At 41.6% G+C, this 19,014-nt stretch carries 25 protein-coding genes and 1 rRNA gene; 22 read left to right on the top strand and 4 right to left on the bottom strand.

The annotated features are described in order from the left end of the window. From L659_RS0117455 to L659_RS0117445, 3 genes are all read left to right on the top strand, one after another. The coding region (locus L659_RS0117455) for a M1 family metallopeptidase (protein ID WP_024591366.1) at positions 1–1,563 on the top strand (1,563 nt) is incomplete at its 5' end. Positions 1,564–1,746: 183 nt separating this feature from the next. Continuing rightward, on the top strand, positions 1,747–2,058 hold the full coding sequence (locus L659_RS0117450; protein ID WP_024591365.1) for a Bor family protein: 312 nt from the start codon (positions 1,747–1,749) through the stop codon (positions 2,056–2,058). Further along, a complete protein-coding gene (locus L659_RS0117445) occupies positions 2,055–2,390 on the top strand; it encodes a Bor/Iss family lipoprotein (protein WP_024591364.1) in 336 nt (111 codons plus the stop codon). Before L659_RS0117450 ends, L659_RS0117445 begins: the two co-directional genes overlap by 4 nt. A gap of 54 nt (positions 2,391–2,444) precedes the next feature. On the opposite strand, the gene L659_RS0117440 is transcribed toward L659_RS0117445, so the two are convergent. The 4 genes from L659_RS0117440 to L659_RS0117425 all read right to left on the bottom strand — a co-directional run bounded on the left by L659_RS0117440 (position 2,445) and on the right by L659_RS0117425 (position 5,368). Beyond that, entirely contained in the window at positions 2,445–3,131 is a 687-nt protein-coding gene (locus L659_RS0117440) for a TorF family putative porin (RefSeq protein ID WP_024591363.1), read from the bottom strand. Between the two features lie 277 nt (positions 3,132–3,408). Continuing rightward, entirely contained in the window at positions 3,409–4,572 is a 1,164-nt protein-coding gene (locus tag L659_RS0117435; protein WP_024591362.1) for a hypothetical protein, read from the bottom strand. Positions 4,573–4,727: 155 nt separating this feature from the next. Continuing rightward, positions 4,728–4,928: a helix-turn-helix transcriptional regulator gene (locus L659_RS0117430; RefSeq protein WP_024591361.1), complete on the bottom strand. Its 201-nt coding sequence runs from the start codon at positions 4,926–4,928 to the stop codon at positions 4,728–4,730. Positions 4,929–4,936: 8 nt separating this feature from the next. Then, complete coding sequence (locus L659_RS0117425; RefSeq protein WP_007584645.1) at positions 4,937–5,368, bottom strand: hypothetical protein; 432 nt, start codon at positions 5,366–5,368, stop codon at positions 4,937–4,939. 233 nt (positions 5,369–5,601) lie between these two features. On the opposite strand from L659_RS0117425, the gene L659_RS0117420 reads away from it, so the two are divergent. From L659_RS0117420 to L659_RS0117330, 19 genes are all read left to right on the top strand, one after another. Continuing rightward, positions 5,602–7,572, top strand: a complete 1,971-nt coding sequence (locus L659_RS0117420; RefSeq protein WP_024591360.1) for an AsmA family protein — start codon at positions 5,602–5,604, stop codon at positions 7,570–7,572. A gap of 273 nt (positions 7,573–7,845) precedes the next feature. Then, positions 7,846–8,214 (top strand): 50S ribosomal protein L14, encoded by a 369-nt coding sequence (gene rplN, locus L659_RS0117415; protein WP_002959498.1) that lies wholly within the window; start codon positions 7,846–7,848, stop codon positions 8,212–8,214. Between the two features lie 10 nt (positions 8,215–8,224). Next, entirely contained in the window at positions 8,225–8,539 is a 315-nt protein-coding gene (gene rplX / locus L659_RS0117410) for a 50S ribosomal protein L24 (RefSeq protein ID WP_002959496.1), read from the top strand. 16 nt (positions 8,540–8,555) lie between these two features. Then, on the top strand, positions 8,556–9,095 hold the full coding sequence (gene rplE, locus L659_RS0117405) for a 50S ribosomal protein L5 (RefSeq protein WP_010554915.1): 540 nt from the start codon (positions 8,556–8,558) through the stop codon (positions 9,093–9,095). A gap of 10 nt (positions 9,096–9,105) precedes the next feature. After that, the gene (rpsN, locus tag L659_RS0117400) at positions 9,106–9,411 is read left to right on the top strand and encodes a 30S ribosomal protein S14 (RefSeq protein WP_010554914.1); all 306 of its coding nucleotides are present in this window, start codon (positions 9,106–9,108) and stop codon (positions 9,409–9,411) included. A gap of 21 nt (positions 9,412–9,432) precedes the next feature. Then, positions 9,433–9,825: a 30S ribosomal protein S8 gene (gene rpsH / locus L659_RS0117395; protein WP_007584660.1), complete on the top strand. Its 393-nt coding sequence runs from the start codon at positions 9,433–9,435 to the stop codon at positions 9,823–9,825. 13 nt (positions 9,826–9,838) lie between these two features. Continuing rightward, on the top strand, positions 9,839–10,372 hold the full coding sequence (gene rplF / locus L659_RS0117390; protein WP_002959488.1) for a 50S ribosomal protein L6: 534 nt from the start codon (positions 9,839–9,841) through the stop codon (positions 10,370–10,372). Between the two features lie 9 nt (positions 10,373–10,381). Further along, entirely contained in the window at positions 10,382–10,732 is a 351-nt protein-coding gene (gene rplR, locus L659_RS0117385; protein ID WP_002959486.1) for a 50S ribosomal protein L18, read from the top strand. A 9-nt stretch (positions 10,733–10,741) separates the two neighbouring features. Then, complete coding sequence (rpsE, locus tag L659_RS0117380) at positions 10,742–11,248, top strand: 30S ribosomal protein S5 (protein ID WP_002959485.1); 507 nt, start codon at positions 10,742–10,744, stop codon at positions 11,246–11,248. A 2-nt stretch (positions 11,249–11,250) separates the two neighbouring features. Further along, positions 11,251–11,433 carry a 50S ribosomal protein L30 gene (gene rpmD, locus L659_RS0117375; RefSeq protein WP_002959482.1) on the top strand — a complete coding sequence of 61 codons (183 nt, stop codon included), beginning with the start codon at positions 11,251–11,253 and terminating at the stop codon, positions 11,431–11,433. A gap of 4 nt (positions 11,434–11,437) precedes the next feature. After that, positions 11,438–11,872 carry a 50S ribosomal protein L15 gene (gene rplO, locus L659_RS0117370; RefSeq protein ID WP_002959480.1) on the top strand — a complete coding sequence of 145 codons (435 nt, stop codon included), beginning with the start codon at positions 11,438–11,440 and terminating at the stop codon, positions 11,870–11,872. Positions 11,873–11,882: 10 nt separating this feature from the next. After that, positions 11,883–13,211, top strand: coding sequence for a preprotein translocase subunit SecY (gene secY / locus L659_RS0117365; RefSeq protein WP_007584663.1), 1,329 nt, complete (start codon positions 11,883–11,885; stop codon positions 13,209–13,211). A 22-nt stretch (positions 13,212–13,233) separates the two neighbouring features. After that, entirely contained in the window at positions 13,234–13,347 is a 114-nt protein-coding gene (gene rpmJ / locus L659_RS0117360; protein WP_002959476.1) for a 50S ribosomal protein L36, read from the top strand. A gap of 124 nt (positions 13,348–13,471) precedes the next feature. Then, positions 13,472–13,828: a 30S ribosomal protein S13 gene (rpsM, locus tag L659_RS0117355; RefSeq protein ID WP_007584664.1), complete on the top strand. Its 357-nt coding sequence runs from the start codon at positions 13,472–13,474 to the stop codon at positions 13,826–13,828. Positions 13,829–13,840: 12 nt separating this feature from the next. Then, on the top strand, positions 13,841–14,227 hold the full coding sequence (gene rpsK / locus L659_RS0117350) for a 30S ribosomal protein S11 (protein ID WP_002959471.1): 387 nt from the start codon (positions 13,841–13,843) through the stop codon (positions 14,225–14,227). A 21-nt stretch (positions 14,228–14,248) separates the two neighbouring features. Next, entirely contained in the window at positions 14,249–14,869 is a 621-nt protein-coding gene (gene rpsD / locus L659_RS0117345; RefSeq protein WP_002959461.1) for a 30S ribosomal protein S4, read from the top strand. 24 nt (positions 14,870–14,893) lie between these two features. After that, positions 14,894–15,880, top strand: a complete 987-nt coding sequence (locus tag L659_RS0117340) for a DNA-directed RNA polymerase subunit alpha (RefSeq protein WP_002959452.1) — start codon at positions 14,894–14,896, stop codon at positions 15,878–15,880. Between the two features lie 39 nt (positions 15,881–15,919). Next, entirely contained in the window at positions 15,920–16,321 is a 402-nt protein-coding gene (gene rplQ / locus L659_RS0117335) for a 50S ribosomal protein L17 (protein ID WP_002959450.1), read from the top strand. A gap of 1,109 nt (positions 16,322–17,430) precedes the next feature. Next, positions 17,431–18,966, top strand: a 16S ribosomal RNA gene (locus tag L659_RS0117330). The last annotated feature ends 48 nt before the right edge of the window (positions 18,967–19,014 follow it).

Raw genomic sequence — 19,014 nt, 5'->3', positions numbered from 1 at the left:
GCGGGCGGAAAAATAGTAGAGCGTTTAACCGATTTTGGCATGGTATGGTTTGAGTTTGAACAACCGCTAATGCCTAATGAAGTACGCGAAGGTGAGCTTTTAGTTTCTCGTGAACACGACGGTTTTGTTGATAGAAGATCTGATACTCAACTCGTGCACAACGGTACATTTGTAAATAATGGAGAATTATTACCAAATTTTGGTTATCAAAAGTATTTTCAAATTGCCGATAAGTATGAGCGCCGCAAGCACGATTTACCTGAACTTGAGCGCGCACATAAACTAGAAGACAGCCGCTATTATACGCAAAATGAGTTTGGGCCTGCTAATGGCTTTATAAACTATAAGGCAACGGTAACCACCGATGAGTCACAATTTGCTATTACACCAGGTTACTTAAAAAGTGAGAGTGTAAAAGACGGGCGCCGTACTTTTGTTTATGAAATGGATGCTCCAATTATAAATTTTTACTCTGTGCTTTCGGCAGAGCTTGAAAGTAAAAAAGTTGAGCATAACGGTGTAAATATTGAGGTGTACTACCACAAAGATCATGCATGGAATGTTGACCGCATGATTGAGTCAGTTCAAGACTCAATAGATTACTACACACAAGCCTTTGGCCCGTATCAGCATAAGCAGTTACGTATTATTGAGTTTCCTAAGTATCGCTCGTTTGCGCAAAGTTTTGCCAATACGGTGCCTTACTCTGAAAGTATTGGTTTTATTACAGACTTAAGAGATGAGAATAAAGTTGACCTACCTTACTATGTAACCGCACATGAAGTTGCGCACCAATGGTGGGGGCATCAAGTTTCGGGGGCTAATGTAGAGGGCAGTGCTGTTATTTCTGAAACACTTTCGCAATACAGTGCGCTAATGGTGCTAAGAAAACGCTTTGGCGCCGAGAAGCTTCGTAAATTCTTAAAGTACGAGCTAGATAAATACTTAATGGGCCGTACAGGTGAAGCCTTTGAAGAAATGCCGCTATATAAAACGCAGGGTCAGCTGTATCTTCACTATAATAAAGGCTCAGTTGCGATGATGGCTTTGTATGACCGCTTAGGCGAAAAACGCTTAAATGCCGCACTTAAAGCATTTTTGAATGAGTTTAAATACCAATCAACGCCATACCCAACCACACTTGATTTACTCAGTTATTTAAAGCGAGATGCAACACAAGCTGAACAACGTTTTATTGATGATCAGTTTAAATATATAACGCTTTATGAGCTTGAAATGAAAGAAGTGTCGGTTACAGATGATGTTGATAGCGAAGGTTTTTATACGGTAACACTGAGCGTTGAAGCAACTAAGCAGCATGCCGATGGACAAGGTGAAGAAACCGAGCAGCCGCTCGATGAGCTAATTGATATTGCATTATTTAGCGACGACCCTGAAAACTTACTAGCTGAAGACTTTGTTATTTACTCGCAAAAGCATCAAATAGTGTCTGGTACCAATACTATTGAGCTAAAAGTAAAAGAAAAACCATTATTTGCGGGGGTAGATCCTTACATTAAGCTGGTCGACAAAGACAGTAAAAATAATTTAGCTAAATTCTGACGTCTATTTATTTACTAACCACTTAAGTTTACTACTTTAAGGGCCGCATTTATGCGGCCTTTATGTGTAATAAACTGTATAAAACTTCATAGCGTTTCTACATATTCCCCACAGCTTTTTACGCTAATATTTTATGTTCTCTTATAAAGTTACCTTACTGGTATTTAGTTTATAAGGAAGAGTATGAAACCATTAATTATAGGGGCGATAGCATTAAGCCTCAGTGCTTGTTCTGCGGTAACCATTCAGCCACAGGCAACAGCAAAAATAACGAGCCAAGCTAATTTCGAAGATAGCCGCCCATTTTATTTATGGGGGGTAGTGGGTGAGCAGCGGGTAGACGTAAAACAAATATGTTCAAATACACCGGTTATTCAAATGCAGTCACAACAAACGTTTAGCGATGGAGCGCTGAGTTTAATTACGCTTGGAATATACTCGCCCCATACCATTAAAGTGTGGTGCCAAGAGCAAATACTAGGGGAGACATTATGAGCATCAAGCTATTTGCAGCCGGTTGCACACTGATTATTTTAACGGGGTGTACAAATATTTACTTTGATAACGGTATACAGAGCAAAGTAAGCAATAAAACGCTAAAAAGCTCACAGTGGCATCATAATTTTGCACTTGCGTTGTACGAGGGATCAGAGCCGTTAGATTTAACAACACATTGCCCACAAGGGGAGTGGCAAAGCGTTCATACGTATAAATCGTTTACTAATGGTTTAGCTGAGGTGGTTGTGAATCAAATCGGCCCAGCTTGGTACCCTAAAACAGTAGAAGTACAATGTAATAAGGTACCATTTAAAGCAAAACAGCTATAAAACGAGAAAAGGGCCAAAAGGCCCTTCGTGTCGCAGCAAGTAACACATTCTTTCTTATAAATTAAAGTCTACAGAATAAGCAACGTAAGCTTTAATATCTGAATCATCCATATCTGTATCAGATAAACCAAAAGTGAAACCATCTTTCGAAATTGATACACCGTAATCTAGAATATTGTCATCACCAATAAAGTCACCAGAGTAATGGCCTAAGTGAAGTGCCATTTCAGTGCCGTTACTGCCAACAGCAAAACCGTAGTCAGCTGTGAGGTAAAGTGAATCACCAAAGTCTGTACCATCACCACTTGCAGCTGATGTTGCTAATACAGAAGCACCAAAGGTAAAGCCTTCAACACTGATGCTACCGTAAATTTCAGAGAAATCTGCGTCTGCTTCAGAAGCTGCGTCTGGGTAAGCGTAATAAATATAACCAACATCGTAGCTAACACTTTCGTTAATATCGCCACCAAAGCCTGCATATAAGTCAAGCTCATAGGTCATTTCATCGGCCCACGATGCGTTTGAAGCCCAAGTACCTGCATAAAAGCCCGATTCATTGGCGTAATCAATACCGCCTGAAATAGCTGCATCGCCCCCAGTTTGCTCTTGACCACGCCATAAGTAGTTTGATGTTGCCGCTGCATTAGCAGTTACTTCAGCATGTACGGCTGTTGACGTTAAAGATGTTGCGCCCATTAATGCTATAGCACTTATAGCGATGGTTTTTTTTAGTTTTAGCATGTCCATTTCCCGTTATATGATTTTTGCTCGCCAAGGTTTTTATTATGTAATCGGAACCTTTAGGCTGACGGCTTTTTATTGTTTAACTAACGGGATAATTGCACTGTATGTGCCAGCTTCATTATTTTTTATTAAAAATTATTTTTTATTTATTAAAAACATGAGCTTGAATTTTATGAATAGGATGGGGATATAACATGAAGGAAGATGTTGCGCACATTGGTGGTGCATAAATTAACCTAGCCGCACCATAAAAGTACGGCTAAATTAGAAGATTTTAACCGAATATAGTGCGCATAAGGCTAATTGTTTCGTTTACGCTGCGACCTTTTTGTACTTCACTCACAATTGAATCACGTTTACTGCGAATGTGTTCAGGAATATCGTCAGCAGCAAGAGCACGGTCTACTAATATTTCTGCAGACTCTTTACCTCTACGCTGAGTTTTACCTGTTGTAGTTGTAGTACGTTTAGGCTTGGTTAGCAGTTTAATGTAGTTAGAGTTATCTGGTGTTTTAGCATCTGCGTAGTGAAAGAAACATGGAATTAATGCTTTAATAGCAACCAATTGTTCTTCTAACTCATTACTAGGTTTAGCCATTTTGTACCATGACATAGCTTGAATACCTTTTACGATATCTTGCCAGTAACGCTCAAAATCACTATTTTTAAGTTTAGAAACACCAAGGGCACCACATAATGCATCTAATCGATTATTTGTAATCGGAGTAAATAAATCAGGGCGACGCATTGCAAGCAGTCGTGTTGCAGGCGCAAGTGTTGGTTTTTCGTTGTTGTCGGTGAATATTTTTGAATAAGCAGCAACAAATTGTTGATATTCGTATTGAGTAATATCACCTTCAAGTGGAATATTCACTAGTGCATCGTCAAAAGCACCTGGTAAATCACCAAGCATTTGATGGAAGCTCTTTGCACTCTTTGTAGATGCAAACCATTCAACGTCAAAGTTGTATGTGCTTGGATCAAGTGATGCCATGTGCTTACCGCTAAACGCAAGTAAGTCTTCAGGAATCATATCTTTAAGAGACTGTTCACGAATGCTTTTGATGTAGTCTACCAAACGAAGCTGTTCATCAAGTGCAATAACGTCTTTGTGTTGTTCTACAAATACACTTACAACAGGCCACGGAGCAATACGTAAAGTTTTAACCTGTAAAAAGCTGATAGCTGAAATAAGCTGATCGTGTAGCTTCTTAAGTACTGGTAACTGCTGTGGCTCTAGCAAATCGTAGTTCATACGATCTCTGCTTGCACTTAGCAATTCGTAACACCAAGGTAAAAAATCATCAGGGTGGTTTTCTACTTTCACGGCCATAAGGTTAAGGCTTAACTCTGAAGATTGCTTCAGAATGTTCTGATAGATTTGATTTTCTTGTTCGCCTAGCGTCATTTTTGACGGTGAAATTAGCAGTTTTTTCATGCCTTGTAGAATCTCCGGTTTAGATATATATTTTTTTGCTGGTCTATTTTAGCGCAATTACGCTAATAACAACAGCGCTGTCCTCCATACGTTGTAATTGAAGTGACTAAATCAGTATTTTTGCTAATAAAATGAGACTAATGCTTTAACATGTATCAATCATTTTCATCCAGTACAAATAGGCTTTCAACTGAGGTATTAAAATGCTTTGCTATTTTTAGAGCAATTATTACCGACGGCGTAAACCGGTTTGTTTCTACGGTACTTATTGTTTTGCGCGACACGTTAATAGCATCAGCAAGTTCTTGCTGTGAAAGCCCGGCCTCTTTTCGATACTTTGCTATGTTATTTTGCATTTCCTCTCCTAATCACGATTTTGCCAAAGCAATGAAGCGCCATATACCAAGAGCATGATACCTAGGTAGAATATTGCCATAGTTGCATGCGAAAATTCGGTAGGTATTTCATCGCTTATATAAAAAACACCAAGAAGGCAAAACCCAAATGCAAAACTTGTATGTTTATATGCATTAGTGTCAATGGTGTTTAGAAACTCATCTTTATAAGCGTATTGAAAATACATTTTTAACGGAAAACCCCCTTTAATGAGATAAATAATCACTATAACTATATAAAAAAAAACGCCCATTCCAACAGTTAAAAGCCCTCCAATATGTTGATCTTGTTTTATTAGTGAGTAAACACAGAGAAGTAAACAAACTATCCCTGCGCTTAAACTAATCCATATGTTTTGACCCATAAATTGTTCTTCAGTTTTAATATCCTGTTGTTTCATAGTATTCATCCTGTAATAGTATTTTATTTTTTGTAACCTCTGGGTATCAATGCAACCTTGGGGTATCACCGGGTCAATACTTATTTGTAACCTAAAGGTATCAAAATGTTTCAGGAAAGATTCATATAGAACAGGTAAAGTAGTTTTAGTGGCTTTTTTACATCAACTACAATGATTTTAAGGCTAACACTCGCTATGATAAGAACATTATTTGCACGTTTGAAAGGACGATCATGAAAACCTTACTTAAAATTGTAGGTGTAATACTTTTACTATGTATAGCACTAATTGTTGCCGCACCGTTTTTAATTCCTACTGATACTATTTTTAATAAAGTGTCGCAGCAGGTAGAACAAACAACTGGGCGCACTCTTACTATTAAAGGTGATAAAACACTTAGCGTATTCCCTGCATTAAAGTTAGAACTTAACGACGTGCATTTTGCAAATATGGAATCAGGTTCGCGCGCCGATATGGCGAGTATGAAACAGCTTGCTGTACACATACCTTGGTTTTCATTATTTGGTGGTGAGTTTAAGTTAGATAAGTTTGTTATAAATGAACCAAATATCCTATTAGAAACTGACAAAAATGGTAAAGCTAATTGGCAGTTGTTTGATGCAGTTGCAGAGCAACCTAAAGAGCAAAGCCAATCAGGTGAAGCGATAAAGCTTCCAGATAACTTTGATATTGAGTTAGGTGAGGTTGCTATTTATGGCGGCACATTTACTTATCTAGATGGTCTAACAGGTGCTAAGCAACAAATTAGTGATTTAGAACTCGCTATTTTACTTCCATCACTTCGTAAAACATTAGAAGTAAAAGGGGGTATTACTTATATGCAGGAGCGTTTTGAGCTTGATATAAAATTAGATACTCCTGCTAAAGCAATTGAAGGTGCTACTTTTAATGTTAAACAAACCTTAGATTCTCGTTTAGTTGATCTAACGTTCGAAGGGAGCATCGCTGGGCAAGGCCAAGATATTAAAGGTCAGTTATCACTAAGCGGTGAGTCAGTTAAAAGTATTGCGAAATGGCAAGGTGTAGAGTTAGACGCTAAAGACAATGCTTTTAACGCATTTAGTGTAAACGGTAAAATGCACCTAGCAGGTGAGAAATTTAATTTAGAAGATTTAGTTGCGACGTTAGACGCATTGGAAATAAAAGGTAAGAGCGAGCTTAACCTAGGTAAGCGTTTAGCTGTAAATGCTGATATCGATTTAGGTATGCTTGATTTAAACCCGTACCTACCTGAAGCAGTAGCAAAACAAGAAGAGCCAGTAGAGCAAAATGATAAGCCTGCAGAGCCAATAGTATGGGATGACACTAAAATTGATCTAAGTGCGTTAAATTCACTAGATGCGAATGTAGTTATTCGTTCAAGTGGATTAAAAGCTAACGATATTAAGTTGGGCGCAAATCAATTTACTGTTGCTTTAAAAAATAGCATTGCAAAACTAAGCCTAGATAGCTTTTCTGCTTATGAAGGGTCAGGTAAAGGCGTTATCAATGTAAACGCACAACAAGTACCTTATAAAATATCAACTAACTTTGACTTAGCTGGTATAGATGCACAGCCTTTATTAACTGATGCGGCAGGTTTTGACAAGCTAATGGGTAAGGGGTCTTTAAATTGGAACCTAAACACAACTGGCCAAAGTCAAAAGTCGTTTATTGGTGCGCTTAACGGAAAACTTGGATTTGAGTTTGCTGATGGAGCCGTAAAAGGTGCGAATATAGCTGAGATGGTTCGTAAAGGTAAGGAACTCATTTCAGGAAACTTTGGTGCTGCGTCTGAAGGGTTGGACACCGGGTTTGAAGAATCAGAGCAAACAGATTTCTCTGCACTAACGGGAAGTTTTAACTTTACTAATGGTGTTGGTAAAAATACTGATTTATCACTTATTAGCCCACTCGTTAGAATATCAGGTGAAGGCGATGTTGATTTACCGCAAACAACAGTTAATTACCGTTTGGTTACAGGCATAGTTGGATCAATCGAAGGACAGGGGACCACTGATGACAGCACTGGTTTTAAAATACCACTACGTATAAAAGGGCCTTTCCACGATGTTGGTATAAAGCTTGATGTAGGCAATGCGCTTAAAGATGAAGCTAAGCAGAAGGTTGATGAGGCAAAAGAAAAAGCCAAAGACAAAGCAAAGGATAAGATTAAAGATAAATTAAAAGGTTTATTCGGTTAATCATCTATAGTTAAAACAAACAAGGCACTTATATAGTGCCTTGTTTGTTTTGTAACCATCTGTAAAATAGCTACATAGCCGTAATTACTCAACTTTAATAACCATACGCTCTAAATTAATTAAAAAATAACCTATCACTACCCCCTCAATGCTGGTACAATTGCCCGCCCTTAAGAGACAACTCGTTTGTTTTTTGATTGGGATTTAATCGAAATGTCTGATTTTTAAACGAATTTTAGACACGTTGTAATTACTACACCGGAGGTCATTAACATGATCCAAATGCAAACTCAGCTGGAAGTTGCTGATAACAGCGGCGCTCGCAAAGTGCAGTGTATAAAAGTCCTTGGTGGTTCACACCGTCGCTACGCAGCGATTGGCGACATCATTAAAGTTTCTGTAAAAGAAGCTATTCCTCGCGGTAAAGTGAAGAAAGGTGATGTTAAAAACGCGGTAGTTGTGCGTACCAGAAAAGGTGTTCGCCGTCCAGATGGTTCTTTGATCCGTTTTGACAGCAACGCGGCTGTTATCTTAAATGATAACTTGCAGCCAATTGGTACACGTATTTTCGGCCCTGTGACTCGCGAACTTCGTAATGATAAGTTCATGAAAATCGTTTCACTAGCCCCAGAAGTACTGTAAGGAGCCAATCATGGCAGCAAAAATACGTCGTGATGACGAAGTAATCGTACTAGCAGGTAAAGACAAAGGTAAGCGCGGAAAAGTGCTTTCAGTTGTTACTGAATCTGGTCGAATCTTTGTCGAAGGCATAAACTTGATCAAGAAACACCAAAAGCCGGTTCCACAATTGAACCAAGCTGGCGGCATTGTTGAGAAAGAAGCATCTATGGATGCATCAAACGTTGCGATCTTCAACTCGGAAACGAGTAAAGCTGATCGTGTAGGTTTCAAGATTGAAGATGGTAAGAAATTACGTATCTTTAAATCTACTGGTAAAACTATCTAATAGTTGGAGTAGAATGATGGCGAAACTGCATGAAGTATATAAAGACAAAGTAGTTGCGGAACTTCAAGAGAAGTTTGGTTTCAGCTCTGTCATGCAAGTCCCTCAGATCGAAAAGATCACATTGAATATGGGCGTGGGCGAAGCCCTAGCTGACAAGAAGATTTTAGATAACGCAGTAGCGGATCTAGCAGCAATCTCTGGTCAGAAACCTCTAATCACTAAAGCACGCAAATCTGTTGCTGGCTTCAAAGTGCGTGAAGGTTACCCGATTGGTTGTAAAGTAACCCTACGCGGCGAGCGTATGTGGGACTTTTTTGAGCGTTTGGTATCAATCGCTATCCCACGTATTCGTGACTTCCGTGGCGTAAGTGCTAAGTCTTTTGATGGACGTGGCAACTACAGCATGGGCGTACGTGAACAAATCATCTTCCCAGAAATCGATTACGATAAAGTAGACCGTGTACGCGGTATGGATATTACTATCACTACTTCTGCGAAATCTGATGAGGAAGGCCGTGCGTTGTTAGAAGCGTTTAACTTCCCATTTAAGAAATAAGGGTAGGGTTATGGCAAAGAATTCTATGAAAGCGCGCGAAGCAAAGCGCACAAAACTAGTTGCTCAGTTCGCTGAAAAGCGCGCGGCACTAAAAGCTATCATCAGTGATGTTAATACATCTGAAGATGATCGTTGGGACGCGGTACTTAAGCTACAAGCTTTACCTCGTGATTCTAGCCCTGCACGTCAACGTAATCGTTGTAACATTACGGGCCGCCCACATGGTTTCCTTCGCAAATTCGGCATGAGCCGTATTAAAGTTCGCGAAGCAGCTATGCGCGGTGAAATTCCTGGCCTTAAAAAGGCTAGCTGGTAATAGAATCATGGGAGTAAGACTATGAGCTTGCAAGATCCTATCGCGGATTTGTTTACACGAATTCGTAACGGTCAATCAGCGAAGAAAGTATCTGTAACGATGCCAACTTCAAAGCTGAAAGTAGCATTAGCTAAAGTACTAAAAGACGAAGGTTATATCGTAGATTTCGCCGTTAACGGTGAAACTAAACCTGAGCTTTCTATCGAGTTGAAGTACTTCGAAGGCAAAGCTGTAATTGAAAATATCCAGCGTGTAAGTCGCCCTGGTCTACGTATCTATAAGAAACGTGACCAATTACCTAAGGTAATGGGTGGTCTTGGTATCGCTATCGTATCAACTTCTAAAGGCCTAATGACAGACCGCACAGCACGTAGTGCTGGTGTTGGTGGTGAAATCATTGGTTTTGTAGCTTAATCGGAGGGGAACTATGTCTCGCATAGCAAAGGCACCAATTACTGTTCCTGCCGGTGTAGAAGTTACATTAAAAGGCCAGGAAATCACAGTTAAAGGCAAAAACGGTGAACTTACTCGTACTATCAACAACGCTGTTGAAGTACAAGTTAATGACAACGTTATTACTACTTTACCTCGTGATGGCGTAGCTAATGCATGGGCTCAAGCAGGTACTGCTCGCGCTCTAATCAACAACATGGTTGTTGGTACGCATGAAGGTTACGAGAAGAAACTTCAGTTAGTAGGCGTGGGTTACCGTGCTGCAGCTAAGGGTAAAACATTAGATTTAACTCTTGGCTTCTCACACCCAGTTAATTTCGCAGTTCCTGAAGGAATTACGATTGAAACTCCAAGCCAAACAGAAGTTCTAGTTAAGGGCGTAGATAAGCAGTTAGTTGGTCAAACAGCTGCTAACATTCGTGCATACCGTAAACCTGAGCCTTATAAAGGTAAGGGTGTTCGTTATTCAGATGAGAATGTACGCCGTAAAGAGGCTAAGAAGAAGTAAGGTAAGACGATGGATAAAAAAACAGCTCGTCTACGTCGTGCTAAACGCACTCGTAGAAATTATATTGAACAAGGCACAACGCGTCTTGTTATCCACCGCACGCCACGTCACATATACGCTCAAGTAGTAAATGCTGAGGGTAATGTACTGGCTGCTGCTTCTACTGTTGAAAAGGCTATTAGCGAAACAGTTAAAGGCACCGGTAACGTTGAAGCTGCGCAAGCAGTTGGCAAAGCGGTTGCTGAACGTGCGGCTGACAAAGGCATCGAAAAGATTGCTTTTGATCGCAGTGGCTTTAAATATCACGGCCGTGTGAAGGCGCTAGCTGATGCTGCGCGTGAAGCCGGTTTGCAATTCTAGGAGTAGACTATGGCTAACGTAGAAGCAAAGCAACAACAGCCTGATCTAGCTGAAAAGCTAATCGCGGTGAACCGTGTGTCTAAAGTAGTTAAAGGTGGTCGTATCTTTAGCTTTACTGCACTAACTGTAGTTGGTGATGGCGCAGGTAAAGTAGGTTTCGGTTATGGTAAAGCACGTGAAGTTCCAGCTGCTATTCAAAAAGCAATGGAAAAAGCACGTCGTAACATGATCAACGTAGACCTAAATGGCAACACATTACAGCATCCTGTTAAGGGACGTCATGCTGGCTCACTAGTGTTCATGAAACCAGCATCTGAAGGTACTGGTATCATTGCAGGTGGTGCTATGCGTGCAGTACTAGAAGTTACTGGTGTGCAGAACGTACTTTCTAAATGTTACGGTTCTACTAACCCGATCAACGTGGTACGTGCAACGATTTCGGCTCTTGAGAATATGAATTCTCCACAGTCAATCGCTGCTAAACGTGGCCTTCGCGTAGACGAAATACTGGGGTAACCATGGCAAATCAAACTGTAAAAGTAACACAAGTAAAAAGCTCTATCGGTCGTTTACCGAAACATAAAGCTACATTACGCGGTCTTGGTTTACGTCGTATCAACCACACTGTTGAGTTAGAAGACACAGCATGTGTACGTGGTATGATAAACAAGGTTTCTTACATGGTTAAGGTAGAGGGTTAATTCGATGCATTTGAATACACTTTCACCTGCTGCAGGTTCAAAAACTGCTCCAAAACGTGTTGGTCGTGGTATCGGTTCTGGTCTAGGTAAGACTGGCGGCCGTGGTCACAAAGGTCAAAAATCACGTTCTGGCGGCAAAGTACGCGTTGGTTTTGAAGGCGGTCAAATGCCTATGCAACGTCGTCTACCTAAATTTGGTTTTACTTCTCGCAAATCTTTAGTATCTGCAGAAATAAACCTTTTTGAAATCGCTAAAGTAGAAGGCGATGTGGTAGACCTAAGCGCGTTACAAGCAGCTGGTCTAGTTAAAAAGAACGTTCTTTTCGTTAAAGTTGTTAAATCTGGCGAAGTTTCACGCGCTGTTACCGTTAAAGGCCTTAAAGCCTCTAAAGGTGCTCGCGAAGCTATTGAAGCTGCCGGAGGCAAGGTAGAAGACTAAGGAAGTACTAATGGCTAAACCAGGTCAAGATACAAAAAGTGCACAAGGTGGACTTTCGGAATTGAAGCGCCGATTACTCTTCGTATTGGGTGCTATCATAATTTACCGTCTAGGTTCATTTGTGCCGATCCCTGGGATTGACGCCGCTGTACTTGCCGATTTCTTCGAGCAACAAAAGGGCACCATTGTTGAGATGTTCAACATGTTCAGTGGTGGTGCACTTGAGCGAGCTTCAGTGTTAGCACTGGGTATTATGCCGTATATCTCGGCTTCGATTATTACGCAACTATTAACGCATATGTATCCTCCGTTTATAGAGCTTAAGAAAGAAGGTGAGCAAGGGCGTAAAAAAATTAGCCAGTACACACGCTATGGCACGCTTGTGCTAGCTACTATTCAATCAATCGGTATTGCTTCTAGCTTACCGGGCATGATGGAGGGGTTAGTTGTTAACCCTGGTATGGGTTTCTATTTCACCGCAGTGGTGAGTTTAGTAACTGGTACTATGTTCCTTATGTGGTTGGGTGAACAAATAACAGAGCGTGGTATCGGTAACGGTATCTCTGTTCTAATATTTGTTGGTATTGTAGCTAACTTGCCGTCTGCTATTGGTTCGACAGTCGAAATGGCGCGCCAAGGTGATTTGAATGTTTTTGTACTGTTGATGGTTGCGGTAATCGTATTCGCTGTTACTTATCTTGTAGTGTTTTTCGAACGTGGACAACGTCGTATTGTTGTTAACTACGCTAAACGTCAACAAGGTCGTCAAGTATTTGCTGCTCAAAGCACGCATTTACCACTAAAAGTAAATATGGCGGGTGTTATTCCACCAATCTTCGCTAGCAGTATAATTCTGTTCCCTGGTACAATTGCTAGCTGGTTCGGCCAAGGTGAAGGTCCAGTCGCTGATGTATTACAAGCTGTTGCTACTACGTTGACCCCAGGTCAACCGTTGTACTCACTTGTTTTAGCTGCGGCTATTATCTTCTTCTGCTTTTTCTACACAGCGTTGGTTTTTAACCCACGTGAAACAGCAGATAACCTTAAGAAATCTGGCGCATTTATCCCAGGTATTCGTCCAGGTGAGCAGACATCTAAATACATTGATAAAGTGATGACACGCCTGACATTGGCAGGTGCTTTGTATATAACCTTTATCTGTCTGGTGCCTGAATTCATGACGATGGCGTGGCAAACGCCATTCTACTTCGGCGGTACATCAGTTTTGATTATCGTTGTAGTGATCATGGACTTTATGGCACAAGTACAGACTCACCTGATGTCTCATCAGTATGATTCTGTGCTGAAAAAAGCGAACCTTAAAGGCTACGGTCGATAAGGTCAGTTTACGGAGTTGAGCAATGAAAGTACGTGCTTCCGTTAAGAAAATATGCCGTAACTGTAAAGTTATTAAACGTGCTGGTGTAGTACGCGTAATTTGCAGTGAGCCTAAGCATAAGCAAAGGCAAGGTTAAGTAAACAGCGTGCAGGCTGAGTTCTCTCGGCCTGTGTTTTTAGTAGTAATTTGGTCTTCGTTTGAGTATCCTTACGGGCTTTTCAAACAGATGATTACCAAATTCGAATATAGGAGATGTGTTAGTGGCCCGTATTGCTGGCATTAACGTCCCTGATCATAAACATGCAGTTATTGGTTTAACAGCTATTTATGGCATAGGTAAGACTCGCTCTAAGGCTATCTTAGTAGCGACTGGTATCGCCGAAACCACAAAAATCGGTGAACTTTCAGACGAAATTCTTGACGTACTGCGTGATGCAGTTGGCAAGTACACTGTTGAAGGTGATCTTCGTCGTGAAGTTACTTTAAATATCAAGCGCCTTATGGACCTTGGTTGTTATCGTGGCCTACGTCACCGTCGCTCTTTACCACTACGTGGTCAAAGAACTAAGACTAACGCGCGCACCCGCAAGGGTCCTCGTAAGCCTATTAAGCGATAAGGGGATAGTATTATGGCTAAGACACCAATTCGTCGTAAAAAGGTTAAAAAACAAGTTGCTGATGGTATGGCTCATGTTCATGCGTCTTTCAACAACACTATTGTAACGATTACCGACCGTCAAGGTAATGCACTATCATGGGCTACTGCCGGTGGTTCAGGTTTCCGTGGTTCACGTAAATCTACACCATTTGCTGCTCAGGTTGCTGCAGAGCGTGCAGGTACTGCTGCTCAAGAATACGGTTTAAAAAATCTAGAAGTTTTCATCAAAGGTCCAGGTCCAGGTCGTGAATCTGCTGTACGTGCTTTGAATGCTGCTGGTTACCGTATTACCAACATTACTGACGTGACGCCTATACCACATAATGGTTGTCGTCCACCGAAGAAACGTCGCGTTTAACAATAGGTTAGGAGAAATAACATGGCAAGATATTTGGGCCCTAAGCTCAAGCTGAGTCGTCGTGAAGGTACTGACCTGTTCCTTAAGAGCGGCGTAAGAGCTATCGACTCTAAGTGTAAACTTGAGACTGCACCTGGTCAGCACGGCGCCCGTAAAGGTCGTTTATCTGATTACGGTTTACAATTACGTGAAAAGCAAAAAGTACGTCGTATATACGGTGTATTAGAAAAGCAATTCCGTAACTACTACAAAGAAGCTGCTCGCCTTAAAGGTAATACAGGTGAAAACTTGTTACAGCTTTTAGAGCAACGTTTAGACAATGTTGTATATCGCATGGGTTTTGCTAGCACACGTGCAGAAGCACGTCAGTTAGTAAGCCATAAAGCGATTTTAGTTAATGGTCGTGTTGTGAACATTCCTTCATACGTAATTACTCCAGAAGATACTGTTGTAATCCGTGAGAAGTCTAAGACACAAGCACGTATCATCGCTGCTCTAGAGTTGGCTGAGCAACGTGAAAAGCCGACTTGGGTTGAAGTTGACGGTAAGAAATTGGAAGGCAGCTTTAAGCGTCTACCTGAGCGTTCAGACCTGTCTGCGGACATTAATGAACAACTAATCGTCGAACTTTACTCTAAGTAAAGTTAAGAGTTAAGAGAGGATAAAATGCAGGGTTCTGTTACAGAATTTCTAAAACCAAGGTTAGTCGACATCGACGCTATCAACCCAACGCGTTCTAAAATAGTTTTAGAACCATTAGAGCGTGGCTTTGGCCATACTCTGGGTAATGCTTTACGCCGTATATTACTTTCATCTATGCCTGGATGTGCAGTAACTGAAGTTGAAATCGACGGTGTATTACATGAGTACAGCGCGAAAGAAGGCGTTCAAGAAGACATCATTGAAATACTATTAAACCTTAAAGGTTTAGCAGTAACGTTAGAAGGCAAAGATGAAGTTTTTCTGACCCTGACTAAATCTGGTGTAGGCCCTGTTACTGCGGCTGATATTCAGCACGATGGCGATGTAACAATTGCTAATCCAGATCACGTTATTTGTAATTTAACTACAAATAACAGCGAGATCAGCATGCGTATTCGTGTTGAACGTGGTCGTGGTTATGTGCCGGCATCTAGTCGTTTATCCTCTGATGACGATGAGCGTCCAATTGGTAGATTGTTGCTTGATGCATCATTTAGCCCAGTTGAACGTATTGCGTACTCGGTTGAATCAGCTCGAGTTGAGCAACGTACAGATTTAGACAAGTTAATCATTGATATGGAAACAAACGGCACTTTAGATCCAGAAGAAGCGATCCGCCGTGCGTCTACTATCTTAGCTGAGCAATTAGATGCATTCGTAGATTTACGTGATGTAACTGAGCCAGAAGAGAAAGAAGAGAAGCCAGAATTCGATCCTATTCTACTTCGTCCAGTTGATGACCTTGAATTAACAGTACGCTCAGCAAATTGTTTGAAAGCCGAGCAAATTCAATATATCGGTGATTTAGTTCAGCGCACTGAAGTTGAGCTTCTTAAAACACCTAATTTAGGTAAGAAGTCTCTAACTGAAATTAAAGACGTGCTAGCTTCACGTGGACTTTCTCTGGGCATGCGCCTAGAAAATTGGCCACCTGCAAGTTTAGCTGAATAATCTAAATCACTATATTAGTTTAGTTAGAAGGATAGGGTCATGCGCCATCGTAAGAGTGGTCGTCAATTAAACCGTAACAGTAGCCATCGTAAAGCGATGTTTAGCAATATGGCAGGTTCTTTGGTGAAACATGAAATCATCAAAACTACTTTGCCTAAAGCGAAAGAGTTACGTCGTGTAATTGAACCTTTAATCACACTGGCTAAGACTGACAGTGTAGCAAATCGCCGTTTAGCGTTTGCTCGCACGCGTGATAATGAAGTTGTTGGTAAATTATTCAGTGAAATCGGTCCACGTAACGCGGATCGTCCAGGTGGTTACACTCGTATTCTTAAGTGTGGCTTCCGTACTGGTGATAATGCACCAATGGCTTATATTGAACTAGTTGGTCGCCCAGCGACTAGCGAAGCAGTTCAAGAAGACGCACAGTCTGCAGAGTAAGTCTTAAAGAAACCTAAAAGCCGAGCCTATGCTCGGCTTTTTCTTGCCTAAAATTTGTCAAACTATATGAACCAGTAATTACCTTCTATTATGGGCAATGACTCATAGATTCTGAATTGATAAGTTGTTTTGACAGCTGCTTTAATAGCTCTATCTAATTACTCTTTATTTACCATTCATTCAAAATAGCCTATCAGATTCTAGTTAAAGATCATTTCCACTATATATTGTGATTTACAGCTATTAATAATACCGCCGCGAATTGAGCTACAATTAGAGCAATCCCTAACGAAGTTTCTACTTATACAGCTGATTAAAAGATATAACGTGCGTACTCTTATAAATATACCGGCACTAAAAACCTCAGAGTAAAGTTAACCATTACGGCCTAAGTAAACTTCCTCCTATAATATGTAAAACTATTATTAAACATAGGCTGATCAATTCAATTGTCAGCTTTTGATTAATTTAAATGATTTGTAGCAATACGACTCTTGCTCTATTGATTGTTTTTCCGCATCGATGATCGAAATGTGTCTCTACCCGTTAGTAGTTGCCACAACTTTCATTTCAGATAGCTCTATGAACCTATTAATAATGGTAGTTTAGTTGTGTTTTTGAGCGTTTAGCTCAAATACTCAGCGAACAGCACATTATTTCAAGTTTTCTTCAAAAAAGGGTTGATCTGTTTTCGGATCTCCCTATAATGCGACCCCACTGAGACGGGAAACGCCAACGCATAGCGAGGCACGAACAACTCAGTGTGTTAAGTAAAACTTAGATTGAATCTTTTTAGAAAGTTTAAATTTAAGTATTGACAAAAAAATAGGAAAGCGTAATATGCGCAGCCCTAGCGAGATAAAGTTTAACTTTATAATCGCAACGTTCTTTAACAATATAAAGCAATCATCTGTGTGGGCACTCGTACAGATTGAGTTCTAACAGCCAACCTACTTAGGTAGCGAGGCAAACAAATTAGAGTCTCAATTGAAAACTGAGTGACCAACAGAATAGTTATTTCGGTAATTATTCGGCATAGTCAATTCAATATCGAAAGATATTAAAATAAATTCAGAATTCATTGAGCTGTCGAAAGACATAAAACTTTTTAATTGAAGAGTTTGATCATGGCTCAGATTGAACGCTGGCGGCAGGCCTAACACATGCAAGTCGAGCGGTAACAGAAAGTAGCTTGCTACTTTGCTGACGAGCGGCGGACGGGTGAGTAATGCTTGGGAACATGCCTTGAGGTGGGGGACAACAGTTGGAAACGACTGCTAATACCGCATAATGTCTACGGACCAAAGGGGGCTTCGGCTCTCGCCTTTAGATTGGCCCAAGTGGGATTAGCTAGTTGGTGAGGTAATGGCTCACCAAGGCGACGATCCCTAGCTGGTTTGAGAGGATGATCAGCCACACTGGGACTGAGACACGGCCCAGACTCCTACGGGAGGCAGCAGTGGGGAATATTGCACAATGGGCGCAAGCCTGATGCAGCCATGCCGCGTGTGTGAAGAAGGCCTTCGGGTTGTAAAGCACTTTCAGTCAGGAGGAAAGCGTGGTGGTTAATACCCATCATGTGTGACGTTACTGACAGAAGAAGCACCGGCTAACTCCGTGCCAGCAGCCGCGGTAATACGGAGGGTGCGAGCGTTAATCGGAATTACTGGGCGTAAAGCGTACGCAGGCGGTTTGTTAAGCGAGATGTGAAAGCCCCGGGCTCAACCTGGGAACTGCATTTCGAACTGGCAAACTAGAGTGTGATAGAGGGTGGTAGAATTTCAGGTGTAGCGGTGAAATGCGTAGAGATCTGAAGGAATACCGATGGCGAAGGCAGCCACCTGGGTCAACACTGACGCTCATGTACGAAAGCGTGGGGAGCAAACGGGATTAGATACCCCGGTAGTCCACGCCGTAAACGATGTCTACTAGAAGCTCGGAGCCTCGGTTCTGTTTTTCAAAGCTAACGCATTAAGTAGACCGCCTGGGGAGTACGGCCGCAAGGTTAAAACTCAAATGAATTGACGGGGGCCCGCACAAGCGGTGGAGCATGTGGTTTAATTCGATGCAACGCGAAGAACCTTACCTACACTTGACATACAGAGAACTTACCAGAGATGGTTTGGTGCCTTCGGGAACTCTGATACAGGTGCTGCATGGCTGTCGTCAGCTCGTGTTGTGAGATGTTGGGTTAAGTCCCGCAACGAGCGCAACCCCTATCCTTAGTTGCTAGCAGGTAATGCTGAGAACTCTAAGGAGACTGCCGGTGATAAACCGGAGGAAGGTGGGGACGACGTCAAGTCATCATGGCCCTTACGTGTAGGGCTACACACGTGCTACAATGGCGCATACAGAGTGCTGCGAACTCGCGAGAGTAAGCGAATCACTTAAAGTGCGTCGTAGTCCGGATTGGAGTCTGCAACTCGACTCCATGAAGTCGGAATCGCTAGTAATCGCGTATCAGAATGACGCGGTGAATACGTTCCCGGGCCTTGTACACACCGCCCGTCACACCATGGGAGTGGGTTGCTCCAGAAGTAGATAGTCTAACCCTCGGGAGGACGTTTACCACGGAGTGATTCATGACTGGGGTGAAGTCGTAACAAGGTAGCCCTAGGGGAACCTGGGGCTGGATCACCTCCTTATACGATTTAGAACTTATTTGTTCGTAGTGTCCACACAGATGATTGTTA

It is taken from the genome of Pseudoalteromonas sp. S8-8, from assembly GCF_000497875.1.
Classification (GTDB): domain Bacteria; phylum Pseudomonadota; class Gammaproteobacteria; order Enterobacterales; family Alteromonadaceae; genus Pseudoalteromonas; species Pseudoalteromonas arctica.
The sequence above is the reverse complement of the archived record's forward strand: the minus strand, read 5'-3'. Positions and strand labels throughout refer to the sequence as shown.

Bases quoted from the DNA above. Each gene is read 5' to 3' on its own strand.
- rpsE (WP_002959485.1), top strand. From the start codon at position 10,742: ATGGCTAACGTAGAAGCAAAGCAACAACAGCCTGATCTAGCTGAAAAG.
- L659_RS0117445 (WP_024591364.1), top strand. From the start codon at position 2,055: ATGAGCATCAAGCTATTTGCAGCCGGTTGCACACTGATTATTTTAACG.
- rpmJ (WP_002959476.1), top strand. From the start codon at position 13,234: ATGAAAGTACGTGCTTCCGTTAAGAAAATATGCCGTAACTGTAAAGTT.
- rplX (WP_002959496.1), top strand. From the start codon at position 8,225: ATGGCAGCAAAAATACGTCGTGATGACGAAGTAATCGTACTAGCAGGT.
- L659_RS0117425 (WP_007584645.1), bottom strand. From the start codon at position 5,368: ATGAAACAACAGGATATTAAAACTGAAGAACAATTTATGGGTCAAAAC.
- rpsH (WP_007584660.1), top strand. From the start codon at position 9,433: ATGAGCTTGCAAGATCCTATCGCGGATTTGTTTACACGAATTCGTAAC.
- secY (WP_007584663.1), top strand. From the start codon at position 11,883: ATGGCTAAACCAGGTCAAGATACAAAAAGTGCACAAGGTGGACTTTCG.
- rplR (WP_002959486.1), top strand. From the start codon at position 10,382: ATGGATAAAAAAACAGCTCGTCTACGTCGTGCTAAACGCACTCGTAGA.
- L659_RS0117340 (WP_002959452.1), top strand. From the start codon at position 14,894: ATGCAGGGTTCTGTTACAGAATTTCTAAAACCAAGGTTAGTCGACATC.
- L659_RS0117435 (WP_024591362.1), bottom strand. From the start codon at position 4,572: ATGAAAAAACTGCTAATTTCACCGTCAAAAATGACGCTAGGCGAACAA.
- rpmD (WP_002959482.1), top strand. From the start codon at position 11,251: ATGGCAAATCAAACTGTAAAAGTAACACAAGTAAAAAGCTCTATCGGT.
- L659_RS0117440 (WP_024591363.1), bottom strand. From the start codon at position 3,131: ATGCTAAAACTAAAAAAAACCATCGCTATAAGTGCTATAGCATTAATG.
- L659_RS0117430 (WP_024591361.1), bottom strand. From the start codon at position 4,928: ATGCAAAATAACATAGCAAAGTATCGAAAAGAGGCCGGGCTTTCACAG.
- rpsN (WP_010554914.1), top strand. From the start codon at position 9,106: ATGGCAAAGAATTCTATGAAAGCGCGCGAAGCAAAGCGCACAAAACTA.
- rpsD (WP_002959461.1), top strand. From the start codon at position 14,249: ATGGCAAGATATTTGGGCCCTAAGCTCAAGCTGAGTCGTCGTGAAGGT.
- L659_RS0117450 (WP_024591365.1), top strand. From the start codon at position 1,747: ATGAAACCATTAATTATAGGGGCGATAGCATTAAGCCTCAGTGCTTGT.
- rpsK (WP_002959471.1), top strand. From the start codon at position 13,841: ATGGCTAAGACACCAATTCGTCGTAAAAAGGTTAAAAAACAAGTTGCT.
- rplN (WP_002959498.1), top strand. From the start codon at position 7,846: ATGATCCAAATGCAAACTCAGCTGGAAGTTGCTGATAACAGCGGCGCT.
- L659_RS0117420 (WP_024591360.1), top strand. From the start codon at position 5,602: ATGAAAACCTTACTTAAAATTGTAGGTGTAATACTTTTACTATGTATA.
- rplE (WP_010554915.1), top strand. From the start codon at position 8,556: ATGGCGAAACTGCATGAAGTATATAAAGACAAAGTAGTTGCGGAACTT.
- rplO (WP_002959480.1), top strand. From the start codon at position 11,438: ATGCATTTGAATACACTTTCACCTGCTGCAGGTTCAAAAACTGCTCCA.
- rplQ (WP_002959450.1), top strand. From the start codon at position 15,920: ATGCGCCATCGTAAGAGTGGTCGTCAATTAAACCGTAACAGTAGCCAT.
- rplF (WP_002959488.1), top strand. From the start codon at position 9,839: ATGTCTCGCATAGCAAAGGCACCAATTACTGTTCCTGCCGGTGTAGAA.